This window comes from Dysgonomonas sp. ZJ279 (genome assembly GCF_011039205.1).
In the GTDB taxonomy this organism is placed as follows: Bacteria; Bacteroidota; Bacteroidia; order Bacteroidales; family Dysgonomonadaceae; genus Dysgonomonas.
The window spans coordinates 123327-135807 of record NZ_JAAKEL010000003.1 but is presented as its reverse complement, the minus strand read 5'-3'; the positions used below and the strand labels follow the sequence as shown (position 1 = coordinate 135807).

Annotated in this window: 8 protein-coding genes; 5 read left to right on the top strand and 3 right to left on the bottom strand. The window is 38.2% G+C overall.

Going from position 1 to position 12481, the window contains the following annotated elements; all coding sequences use genetic code 11:
- Positions 1 to 3: 3 nt before the first annotated feature.
- Entirely contained in the window at positions 4 to 636 is a 633-nt protein-coding gene (locus G7Y57_RS05990) for an HAD family hydrolase (protein WP_165021299.1), read from the bottom strand.
- Positions 637 to 742: 106 nt separating this feature from the next.
- On the opposite strand from G7Y57_RS05990, the gene recO reads away from it, so the two are divergent.
- The 5 genes from recO (at position 743) to G7Y57_RS05965 (ending at position 7523) form a co-directional block, all read left to right on the top strand.
- Complete coding sequence (gene recO / locus G7Y57_RS05985) at positions 743 to 1465, top strand: DNA repair protein RecO (protein ID WP_165021298.1); 723 nt, start codon at positions 743 to 745, stop codon at positions 1463 to 1465.
- Positions 1466 to 1481: 16 nt separating this feature from the next.
- Entirely contained in the window at positions 1482 to 3275 is a 1794-nt protein-coding gene (locus G7Y57_RS05980) for a MutS-related protein (RefSeq protein ID WP_165021297.1), read from the top strand.
- A gap of 45 nt (positions 3276 to 3320) precedes the next feature.
- A complete protein-coding gene (locus G7Y57_RS05975) occupies positions 3321 to 4586 on the top strand; it encodes a DUF2851 family protein (protein ID WP_165021296.1) in 1266 nt (421 codons plus the stop codon).
- 43 nt (positions 4587 to 4629) lie between these two features.
- A complete protein-coding gene (locus G7Y57_RS05970) occupies positions 4630 to 5841 on the top strand; it encodes a DUF6051 family protein (protein ID WP_165021295.1) in 1212 nt (403 codons plus the stop codon).
- A 329-nt stretch (positions 5842 to 6170) separates the two neighbouring features.
- Positions 6171 to 7523 carry an FISUMP domain-containing protein gene (locus tag G7Y57_RS05965; RefSeq protein WP_165021294.1) on the top strand — a complete coding sequence of 451 codons (1353 nt, stop codon included), beginning with the start codon at positions 6171 to 6173 and terminating at the stop codon, positions 7521 to 7523.
- Positions 7524 to 7654: 131 nt separating this feature from the next.
- Here G7Y57_RS05965 and G7Y57_RS05960 read toward each other — a convergent pair whose 3' ends face one another.
- The gene (locus G7Y57_RS05960; protein WP_165021293.1) at positions 7655 to 9352 is read right to left on the bottom strand and encodes a RagB/SusD family nutrient uptake outer membrane protein; all 1698 of its coding nucleotides are present in this window, start codon (positions 9350 to 9352) and stop codon (positions 7655 to 7657) included.
- A gap of 11 nt (positions 9353 to 9363) precedes the next feature.
- Positions 9364 to 12351 carry a SusC/RagA family TonB-linked outer membrane protein gene (locus G7Y57_RS05955; protein ID WP_165021292.1) on the bottom strand — a complete coding sequence of 996 codons (2988 nt, stop codon included), beginning with the start codon at positions 12349 to 12351 and terminating at the stop codon, positions 9364 to 9366.
- Positions 12352 to 12481 lie beyond the last annotated feature (130 nt).

Sequence of the window (12481 nt, the reverse complement as noted above, 5' to 3'; positions counted from 1 at the left end):
ATCTTAAAGTAGTTCTCTGCGTTCGAATACTTTTCTCAAGTCTTCGTCCTGATTGGTTAGGTAGGTCTCAAACCCTAGTTTCTTAGCCACTTCGATATTTGCTGCTCCATCATCGAAGAATAATGTTTCGGCAGGGTTCATGCCTGAATCTTTTATTATAAATTCATAGATTTCTTTATCCGGCTTTGCACAACCAATTTCAAATGATAAATAACATTTGTCGAAAAAATCCTGAATAGGTAATCCTTCGGGAGAGAAGTCTTTCGATTGAGCCCAACTCATTACAGACGGATTGGTATTACTTAGCAGGTAAACATTATATTTTTTGCGAAGATCTTTCAGCAATTGAAATTTATATTCGGGTATACCAACCAAAAAAGCTAACCACGCCGAATCGATGTCCTCGTTCGATATATCTTCTTTACCCGCTAACCTACGAAATTCTTTATAGAATTCCTCTGCATTGATTTTTCCTTCTTCGTATTCGAGAAAAATACCTTTTTGACGAAACTCGTTTATATACTCATCTATATTAGAGAAACCAATTTCGCGAAATCGGTTTAACGCATTATTCTTGTTCAAACTAACTATTACTCCGCCAAAATCGAATAAAATGTTTTTAATACTGGTCTCCATATTTTCTTATTTGTTTTTGAATTACGAAGTTAATTAATTATTCCAGAATAAAGGATAAGATTTATTTTAGTATTCGTATTTTTGCCTTTCATAAAATTGATTATTTGTGCTACATAAAACGAGAGGAGTAGTCCTCAGTACCATTAATTATAACGACAAGTATATGCTCGTCCAAATATTTACCGAAATGTTTGGACGGGTTACGTATATGGTATCGAAGGCTAAAAGCAGGAATACAAAAGTATCCAAATCCCTCTTCTCCCCGCTCGCTATACTCGAACTGGAAGTAGATCATCAGGCTTCGCGCGATATACACCGTATCGGAGAGGCTCGCTCTACTTTACACCTATACGACATATCGGGTAACATGGCAAAAACATCGATGACTTTCTTTCTCTCAGAATTTCTAACCCGTGTACTAAAGGATGCCAATGACAGCCAATTGTTATTCAATTTTCTCGACCAATCGGTTCAGATACTTGAAATGACTGACAAAAGCATCGCCAATTTTCACCTTGTATTTATGCTAAAGTTAAGTCGCTTTTTAGGCTTTTACCCTAACTTGCACGACTACACTGTAAATAGCATTTTCGATATGATGAATGGAGAGTTTGTTACACATCAACCTTTGCACAATCATTTTCTGAACAGATACGATAGCCGGGCATTAGCTCGTCTGGATCGTATATCGTATGAGAATATGCATAAATTTATATTCTCCCGTCAAGACAGGATTATTGTTATCAACAAAATACTGGAATATTACCGATTGCATCTACAAGATTTCCCTCAACTGAAATCGTTGGATGTGCTTCATGAACTATTTTAAATTATTATATATAATTATGACCTTAGAGCAAGTAAAAGAATCATATAGTACATTAATTGTAGCGGAAAGAGTAAAGTTAGCCCAAAAGAAAACAACAATATTTCAAGTAGGCACAATCAGGCTTGTTATTGTTTTAGCTTGTATTGCGATCTGCTATGTGCTATGGAGCAACACATCTGTAGTATTAACAACAATAGGATTATCATTCATCATATTCTTACTGTTATTGAAGTATCATAATAAATTATTTATTCAAAAGAGATATAGTGAACTACTAATCGAAAATGCCGAAAACGAATTAAAAGGGATCGATTATGATTTTTCCGCTTTCGATGGTGCTGCCGAAAAAAGCGATGCAAGCCACAGTTACAGCCTCGATCTGGATATATTTGGCAATCATTCTATTTTCCAATCCATTAACAGAACTGTAACTTCATGTGGCAAAGACAAATTAGCTACTACAATTCTATTTCCATCCGAAAAGAAAAAAGATATTACAGCTCGACAAGAGGCGATAAAAGAGCTATGCAGCAAGCCTCAGTTAATTGCTCATTTCAGAGCGATCGGACAAATGAGTGAAACTGATGATCTGGACGTTAAAAACTTTTCGACACAGTTTGCAGAAGCGAAGTCGTTCTCCCAAACTCTCTGGCGATTCATGCCATACGTAATGCCGAGCCTTGCTATTATTGGGATCGCACTATATGGGCTGGAAATTATGCAAACTATAATATTTCTTATCTATTGGGGTATCTTAATTTCTATCGGCGCTGCTCCTTTGAAATATCTTAAAAGTAAAATTGAAAGTCTTGAGAAAAAACTAGATAGCTTACAAACATATTCCGAGTTATTCCAAATTATTGAGACCGAATCGTTCAACAGCGAGTTACTTAAAGCTATACAACAGCAAACAAAAAAGAATGAAACAGCATCATCTGCAATATCTCAACTAAGAAGTTACAGTAACAACTTATATCAATCATTCACTTTCCCCGGAATATCGCTCCTCAATCCGGCCATGATGTGGTGTATAAAATACGACATCAAAATAGAAAAATGGATATCGCAACACGAAAATGATATAACTGAATGGTTCGACGCCATTGCACAATTCGATAGTCTTGTCTCACTTGCTATGTTTGCATACAACCATCCTGATTATACTTATCCTGAAGTAGCCGATAGATTTATGTTCGAGGCTAAAGACTTGGGGCATCCGATGATCAATCGGGAAATCTGTGTTCGAAACGACGTACAGATAGGCACTCATCCATTCTTCCTTGTTGTTACAGGCGCAAATATGGCAGGAAAGAGTACTTATCTGCGTACCGTAGGACTCAACCATACATTGGCTTGCATAGGAGCACCGGTGTATGCAACCTCGCTAAAATTTTATCCATTCAGACTTGTAACAAATCTGCGCACATCCGATTCGCTGGCAGATAATGAATCGTACTTTTTTGCCGAATTGAAACGTCTCAAGATGATAATAGACCGTCTGCAAAGTGGTGAACAACTATTTATCATCCTCGACGAAATATTGAAAGGAACAAATTCGGAAGATAAACAAAAGGGATCTATTGCTCTGATGAAGCAATTGGTATCACTATCAGGAAACGGAATAATAGCGACTCACGATTTAATATTAGGTAATCTGGAAAAGGAATATCCCGATGCAGTCAAAAATTACAGATTCGAAGCCGACATAAAAAATGAGCATCTATCGTTTACTTATAAAATTCGCGAAGGTGTAGCACAGAATATGAATGCCTGCTTTCTTATGAAAAAAATGGGGATTACAGGTCTCTAAATATTTATTATCTTTGATAGAGCAATAAAGTTACACAATCATATTATGGAAGATATACTACATTACGTCTGGAAATTCAGACTCTTTCAAAAAGATCTCAAAACAACGACGGGAACACCCATTGAGGTAATTGATGTCGGCTTATCAAACACAAATGAAGGCCCCGACTTTTTCAATGCAAAAATAAAAATAGGCGATAAACTATGGGCTGGCAATATAGAGATACATCGTTCTTCTTCCGATTGGACAAAGCACAAACATCAAACGAATAAAAGCTACAATTCGGTCATACTTCACATTGTAGAAAAAGTGGATTGTGCTGTTTATAATGAGTTACAGCAAGAAGTTCCTCAATGCGAAATTACATATCCAAAACATATCGACGAGAATTACTCTTTCCTTATACATTCCAATACTGATATTGCTTGCTGCAACTATATAGGTTCAACCCCACCATTTCATATGAATTCGTGGATGAATTCGCTACTTATCGAACGGCTGGAACGAAAATCTAATCATATATCCGATTTATTAAAACAGTTCAACAATTCGTGGGATGATGTATTTTACATACTACTTTCGCGTAACTTCGGATTTGGTCTTAATTCCGATTCATTCGAACGACTAGCTCAAAGTCTGCCCTTAAAATACATACAAAAACAAGGCGATAATCTGATACAAATAGAAGCTCTCTTGTTTGGTCAAGCGGGCATGTTCGACGACATAGAGAAGAAAGACGATTATTTCGTACTACTGCAAAAAGAATATGAATTCTTAAGAAATAAATATGAATTAGAACCGTTAGATTTATACATCTTCAAGAAATTAAGAACACGACCGACCGCTTTTCCGCAAATACGGATAGCTCAATTGGCGGCATTATTGCACAGTTCACACGGTTTGTTTTCAAAAATAATTTCTTGTCAGGATATAGGGCGCATAAGGTTAATGTTTCATGTTAATGCATCCGAGTATTGGCAAACACATTATCAGTTTGGGGTAACTTCGGAGCGTAAATCTAAATATCTGGGTGACGCATCGCTCGATATTATTCTTATTAATACCGTAGCTCCTATCCTATTCGCTTACGGAAAAGCAATTAATAGCGAGGAGCATTGCGAGCGCGCATTGCTTTTTCTGGAGACGATAAAGCCTGAACTTAATAGCATAACCAAACGTTTTTCGAAATTGAAAGTTCCATTGAAAAACGCTGCCGATTCGCAAGCTATTATTCAACTTAAAAGAGAATACTGTGAGCTTCGCAAATGTCTCTTTTGCCGTGTAGGACATCAGTTATTAACGATGAAATAAGTATAACATTAAAATAGTTTATATTTCTTAAACAACCAGAACAATGAAATACATAGATCTTTTTAATCATTTAAAGAAAATTGAGAATTATACGGACAACGAGATTGAAATAGATAATCAGACCGTTATCCGAAATTTCACGTTCGAATCGAATTACAGATTTTTACTTCCAGGTGGTTCGGGTAATAATGATGACTACGAATATATACCTAGCGTACCGGAAGATTACGAGCCGGATATTATTCAAGAGATATTGAATAAAAAAGATACCGAAATACTGGAGAACATTAAGTTTCGCTATCACATGATTATGCCTAAACATGAAGTGAAAACGAACAAGGTTATTTTCATGTTTCATGGTTTTAACGAAAAGTACTGGTCTAAATACCTTCCATGGGCAAAATACATAGCCAATAAAACAGGCAAAACAATTATACTATTCCCCATCGCCTTTCACATGAATCGGGCTCCTGCTATCTGGAGCGACTCGCGTGAAATGTATCATGTCAGCCAAAAACGCAAAGAACGCCACCCCGATATTATTTGTTCGAGCCTTTCTAATGTGGCTATCAGTACCCGATTGCACAACAAACCACAACGTTTTATCTGGTCGGGATTGCAAAGCTATTACGATGTTATTGATTTTGTAGAGCATTTCAAAGCAGGTAAACATCCCGCTATCAGTGCTGATGCGACAATTGATTTTTGCTCTTACTCAATAGGAACGTTCCTTGGCGAAATACTAATGATGAGCAACAAGAATGGATATTTTTCCAAATCGAAATACGCTACATTCTGTGGTGGAGCGGTGTTCAACAGGCTATCTCCTGTATCGAAATTCATATTAGACAGTGAGGCCAATGTCAGTCTTTATTCTTTTGTGGTAGAACATCTTGAGAGCCATATGAAACGTGACGAAGTACTACGCTATTATCTGAACGCTCAGCCCGAAGGCATTAACTTCAGATGTATGCTGAATTACAGAACATTGACCGAATACAGAGAAGAAACGTATATGAGGATGAGCGATCAGTTTTATGCCATTACTCTAGCTAAAGACGAAGTAGTACCTCCTTATGAGGTTATCAATACACTTCAAGGCGTATGTCGTAATATTCCGATCAAAGTTGACATACTAGATTTCCCCTATAAATACACGCATGAAGATCCATTCCCTGCATTACCGAGAATAGCCGATGAAGTGGACGAACAATTCCGAATAACATTTGATAAGATATCTGACTTTTTGAAATAACCGGATAAAAAAGTAGTAGCTGAATTTTATAGATTCAACTACTACTTTTTTTTACACTTAGCTATAGGTAAATCAAATATATATATTTACATTTACCGAAGTTAAGGATCTGTAAAGCAAACTTTTCAAATACATTCTCATCTTTTGATACGAACATATCAAACTAAGCATACCTTTAATTCTTATGCTACTTGTCAAAAACCGGTAGTTAATAGCCTTTTTATAACAATACCCAAAGCCATTACTTCCTTAATTGGCTTAACATTTACGTAGCGACACTACCTTACTATAACTATATTTTGCTCATTATAAAATACTTACAAAACGACATGAAAAAGAAGACAAAACTATTTTATTCCCTGACAACAATGCTTTGCCTATCATGGCATATGTATGCCCAAGTAACAATCGGTAGGAACGAAGCCCCTTTGCCGGGCGCTCTACTCGATCTGAAAGAAAGTCCTGATGGTATGTCTAGCAGAGGTATATCTATGCCTCGCGTATTACTTACCGATTTATCGAATCTTTATCCGATGCTCACAGGTAGTGAAACTGATTATGCTACACTAAAAACAACCCATGTTGGTTTACTGGTTTATAATGTAAATACTCAGGAGACAGTCAATCGTATATGCCCCGGGCTACATATATGGACAGGAAATAAATGGGAACCTTTACCCGCTTACCCTACTTCGGCCGATCGTCGGACTCTCGTGTCAGATGTGTTGCATAGCTTTACCTTTCTTGATCCGAATTCCGCTACGAACTGGCCTGCAGATAAGAATAGGAGTCAATACTCATTGGGCTATATCGGCTCCTTTACCGACAGCCGTGCAGGCGATACACCACAAACCTACAATTATACGCGCTTTTATGTTGGCTTGGCTAACCGCACGAAGACTTATGAGGTACAAGAAAATTATTCGTGCAGCAGTACTCCTGTCTATGGTCCTACTTTCACTAAAGAGGAAACAGGCAATTATTTTGAGGACGGGATTTGGACGAATGATAATTTACGTGCGACAGTTATAGACCCTGTTCGCGACAACGGCGATTTAGCTTTGAACCTGACTGAAGATTATAATCCTAATGACTCTTTCGACCTTGTCGCCTGGGGCTATCCTAATAAAGATTCCAACAATAAAGGCACATTAGGCTTGCTTTACACCTGGTTAGCAGCCACTAATGGCAAGCAAGCAGCGGATCCTGTTGTTAGTGAAGGAGGTTTGGACGAAGGCACACAAGTTCAAGGTGTTTGCCCATCCGGTTGGCATTTGCCCAGCGACCGTGAGTGGACTAATCTGGAGAATGCGATTATTATGAATACTTCGATGTTTAGCACTACGCCGACTATCGGCAGCGCCGGTATAATAGACTATACACCTACTACATGGCGTGGCACAACACATGGTACTGCTATGAAATCCATTGCACCTACTAGTGGTACTGCCACAAGTGGCACATCCAAAACCGCAGCACAGGGTGGTTTTAACGGCCTTCTTTCGGGTAACATTAACCACAATGCAGCGGGTCAGTTTGGCATATCTGGCTTTTGGTGGTCTAGCAGCATCCGTTATGCTACTTCGAGTTGGTATAGGCATCTTTACTATTCCAATACTGCGGGGTATCGCAGTGGCCTCACTCACAATTTCTTGATCTCAGTCAGGTGCAAGAAAAATTGATTCACAGCAAGTAGCAACATCATTAATGAATATATAATAAGAAAGAGCAAAAGATAAATTTATCTTTTGCTCTTTTCACACAGTTGTCTCTCAATAAAAACGAAATGCAAACAATGGTATTTTGCTATTTATCAATAACCCGGATTTTGCTCCAATAGATTACTACCCGATAAGGCCCTAGCCGGAACAGGGAAACGATTCAGATTTTTGTCATTCGACGCTTCATGATCCCACCATTTTTCAGTTAGAAATTTATTCCAACGAATCAAATCGGTACGACGACGGCCTTCTCCTAAAAATTCGACCATCCATTCATCCAATATTCTGTATTCATCAAGATTGGCTGAAGTTACCGGATCAGGGTCTATTCTATTTTCAAAGTTACGTGCCCTGACTTTATTTATCAAAGTGGCTGCACCGGCCTTGTCGCCAGCCCTCATTTTACATTCGGCTAACATATAGTATACTTCCGCTAAACGAGCCAACGGATTATCCGGATTCCAGCGAATTGTTTTTTCCGCAAGATTCGGTTGAGGAACTTTTACTAAACGAATACCTGTATTCTCTTCACCCGAAGCAATATTAGAGGGCAAACTGGCTACGTTGGGGTAATCTGTCCCTACTTTTCGGAACTGAGCAACCTGATCTACGAATGTTATTATCTGATCTTTGTACTCTTGTGTTCCACGAGACGATACTCCTGTCACAGGATTTGTTTGTGTACCTACAAGGAACATACCTTTATACTGTTTGTTTCCCAAATATAAATAAGGTTGTTTACGTAAGTCTTTATCATTAAACTTCTCATACGGCTTACCTAATTTATATTCAGTATAAATTTCGCCTGTTGGTTTACGAGATGGTTGCAAATGCGTACCATTATCGGCTCCTCCTTCTATATCAAAATATTTATAAGATTCGTAGTGGTAAAATGCAGACCAGAACCAGTTGAAGGTTAATTTAGCATTCTGAGAAGGAGTACACCATATCATTTCAGGAGATTTGTCATTATCAAAGCCATGAGGTCCATGCCAGGTAGGATCGAGGTCATAAGCTCCATACACTCCATCTATTAGTTCTTGAGATAATTTGGCGCATTCGGCAAATCGGCTTTCTCCAATATAAGCTTCTGCATTAAAATACAACTGTGCCAGCATCATCACTGCCGCCGCTTGTTTTATAGAACCATCCTCCGGCTTACCTATTTCGGTTTTCTTCTCAAGCTGAGGAATTGCTTCTTTCAGCAACGTTTCTATATGAGCAAAAGTCTCCTTATCTGTGCTACGAGGAACATTTTCTTGTGTAGTAGAGGTAAATATAGGCATGCCTCCAAAATAATCTAAGGTTCTCATATACAAATAAGCAATCAATGTTTGAAGCTGCATCTGATGAGCATCTTTCTCTGCCTGAGTAAAACCTAAAGCTTCATAATCAACAAATGTGTTTAAATCTTCTTTAGTCTCCATAGCTAAAGCTATACCCATTGTACCGCCTCTCCATGTTTCCCATATTTCACCATCATTAGGTGTCCATGCATGATGAATAAAACGTTGATATATTCCACCGTTGTACCAGTGAGGCCCCTTAGTGGTAATAGCAAAACCATCAGCGGTAAGCTCCTGCAATCTCCATCTATCGTTCTCCACAAACCAACGGAAATGTGTAAACGGACGATATAATACGGTTAACACACTCTGTTTAGATGTAAAATACTTATCGGGAGTAGCCTCACTATACCATTTTTCATCTAAATCCGTACAGCCCGATATAATAAACAAAAGGCTACCGAGACAGAGAGCTTTTATATATTTAAATTTATTTTTTTTCATGATAACTATGATTAGAAAGTTAGTTGAACACCTAAAGTAAAACGACGGGTCTGTGGATAAATACCGGTCACACCATCTTTAAAATTATTGAACCATTCGAAACCCGGTTCCAGCCCATTGATGTTTACTTCCGGATTCAATCCCGAATAGTTTGTAAATGTTGCCACGTCACGTACCGTCAGATATAATCTGGCTTTGTCCAGATATTTATGGTATTTTTTCAGATTAAGGTTATAACCAATATTTATCGCATCGATTTTGAGAAATGTTCCATCTTCGAGCCAAAAATCACAAAGCTCTTTTTCGCCTTTAATATGTGCATACTTCGAATAAGCATCTTTAAGTACATTTTGTCCTTCGACATTCGACAATCCGTAATACATATTAATCGTATTGAATACATCGTAATCTATCCAACTGCGTAGGAAAATCGAAAAATCCCAATTTTTATAATTGATGGTATGATCCCATGCGATAATGAGTTTAGGCATAGCATTACCGACAAACGCTTTATCTTCATTTTTTTTATCGGCGGCAGGGATTACGTTATTATTTTTGTCATACAATAGCCAATTACCGTTATCATCTATACCCGCATATCGCCAGATATAATATTCTCCGATATTTTTTCCTGCCTGCAAACGAATTGCAGTACCCGGACTACCAGGACCCGGAAATCCCAGACGATCTTCGTATGTATTACTTCCCCATAATGATGTAATTTTAGATTCATTATGAGAAAAACGCATGGTGGTAGTATATTCAAAATCTTTTGTTTTGAAAGGTATAGCTCCTATTTCGAACTCCCATCCACTATTTTCTAAATTACCGGCATTCATCGTGGTTCTATCGTGAACTGACGGAGGTACCGGTACGAAAACATCATAAATCATACCTTCTACCTTACGGTTATAAATATCGAGTTTACCAAAAAGGCGATTATCCAACAGAGAGTAGTCCAGACCAAAATTCAGCTCTTTCTTTTCCTCCCAGTGCAAATCATAATTCACATTATGTTTAGAACCATAGGCATAATTCCAAACGTTATTTGTCATCCACCAATTATCATCCGAAGCATACATTTTGGTCGATTTTCCTGCTTCAAAACCATTATTTCCGGTGACACCATATCCAACCCTGAATTTCAAATCGTTTATTACTTCGATATCTTTCAAGAATGATTCTTCAGAAAAACGCCATCCACCTGATAGAGAATAAAAATTACCCCATTTATTATTCTTACCGAATTTAGAAGAACCTTCGTGACGAAGACTGGCTGTAGCCATATACCTGTCTTTAAAGCTATAGTTAACCCGACCTAAGAATGCAATTAAACGCTCTCTTGCACTCTTATTAGAGCTCATTGTAGCTCTACCTTCACTCAGGTATGTTCCTTTGCCAATATCCCAGGGACCTAGCCCATCAACCGGAAAATCGAAGTTTCTCATATTGAATTTTTCGCCGTTTGTTTCGAAAAAGCTATAACCCCCCACAGCGCTTATCACATTATTACCAAATGCTTTATTATAGCTAAGAATAGATTCGAATATGATATCGTCAGTCTTACTAAATTCGTGAAAAGCTTCGCCCCTACGTGTATTATCTAAAGAAGATTTATGATTAGCCGATACAAATTGATAATTTTGCCATTGTTTGCCTTGGTATCCAATAGTAGCTTGTGCATACAAATCAGTGTTTATATTTACTTTAACTGTAGCATCTGCCAACAACCATTTATCTTTCCCTCTATTCTCTCTTAGATTCACATCGGCAACAGGATTAAAATACTCCCAACCGCCTGTCCAGACATTGTAGCCTGTTGGATTGCTTGCATCATAAGCTGCCTGAGTCGGATTCAACTTCAGAGCCATGTTAAAAAGACCTCCATTTGCACGCTGATCTCTGTCAGCCTCATGGTATTCGGCATGCGTTTTTATCTCTAATTTTCCATCCAGCAGACTGAAATTAACGTTCATTCTTCCCGAATAATCCTTTCGTCCATCACCAATAACTATACCTTTTTGATCTTGCATCATAAAAGTTGTATAGATACGGGCAGCTTTGCTTCCACCGGATAAATTGATCAGATGTCTTTGCGAAAACGGATTATCACGGAGTAACTCGTCATACCAGTCGGTATCATGACCAAAATTGTCCTGACTTAATCCATGCTCTACAAATTCGCTCGCAGATAACACCTGAGGCCTGGCTCTCACTGTTTCTGTCGAAAATTCTCCTGTATAGGTGAGTTTGATAGGACCATCATTTGCTTGCTTTGTTGTAATAAGGATTACACCACCAGCAGCACGTGTTCCATAAATAGCTCCGGCAGATGCATCTTTCAGAACATCGATAGACTCGATATCTTCCTGATTAAGGGAACGGATGTCTCCCCCGGGAATTCCGTCGATAACAACTAACGGCCCTTTGCTGGAATTAACAGAAGCAACTCCCCGTAATTGGAAATCGTTAGTAGCGTTAGGACTCGAATTACCCGATATGGTCAATCCGGCAATCCGACCTTGAAGCGCTGTTCCAACTGTAGCTCCCCCCATTCCCAAGACTAGATCTTTACCACTTATAGACGAAATAGAACTCGTTACAGCCCGTTTCTCCATCGTTCCGTAGCCAATTACCACAACCTCTCTTAATAATTGGTTATCCTCTTCTAAGGTAATGTTGATCTTACTTCTATTACCAACAGAAATTTCTTGTCTTAAAAATCCAACATACGACGCCACTAATGTAGCCCCTGCATCTGCATTTATAGAAAAATTCCCATCATTATCGGTATGGGCTCCGACTGTCGAACCCTTTACACTAATTGTAACACCAACAAGAGGTTCGTTAGAGGTGTCAGTAACTGTCCCTGTTACTATTCTCTCTGTCTGTGCAAAGAGAAAAACCGGTAGAAAACAGAGTAATCCTGTTGCTAAGAACAGAAGAATACTCCGCTTAGAAGACCTACCTTCACACATGTAGTACTTACTTTTTTTCATTTTCTCAAATTAAGGTTAGTGATTAGTTTAAAAAATATATGGATAAATCCTAATAATAGGCATAGCAAAGAAGGGATATACAGACCCGAAAACCGGAGTATGTATATCCCTTATATAATTTGTTCGTAAA

Excerpts from the sequence above, each read along its gene's own strand:
- G7Y57_RS05980 (WP_165021297.1), top strand. The coding sequence starts at position 1,482 with ATGACCTTAGAGCAAGTAAAAGAATCATATAGTACATTAATTGTAGCG.
- G7Y57_RS05975 (WP_165021296.1), top strand. The coding sequence starts at position 3,321 with ATGGAAGATATACTACATTACGTCTGGAAATTCAGACTCTTTCAAAAA.
- G7Y57_RS05960 (WP_165021293.1), bottom strand. The coding sequence starts at position 9,352 with ATGAAAAAAAATAAATTTAAATATATAAAAGCTCTCTGTCTCGGTAGC.
- G7Y57_RS05955 (WP_165021292.1), bottom strand. The coding sequence starts at position 12,351 with ATGAAAAAAAGTAAGTACTACATGTGTGAAGGTAGGTCTTCTAAGCGG.
- G7Y57_RS05965 (WP_165021294.1), top strand. The coding sequence starts at position 6,171 with ATGAAAAAGAAGACAAAACTATTTTATTCCCTGACAACAATGCTTTGC.
- G7Y57_RS05990 (WP_165021299.1), bottom strand. The coding sequence starts at position 636 with ATGGAGACCAGTATTAAAAACATTTTATTCGATTTTGGCGGAGTAATA.
- G7Y57_RS05970 (WP_165021295.1), top strand. The coding sequence starts at position 4,630 with ATGAAATACATAGATCTTTTTAATCATTTAAAGAAAATTGAGAATTAT.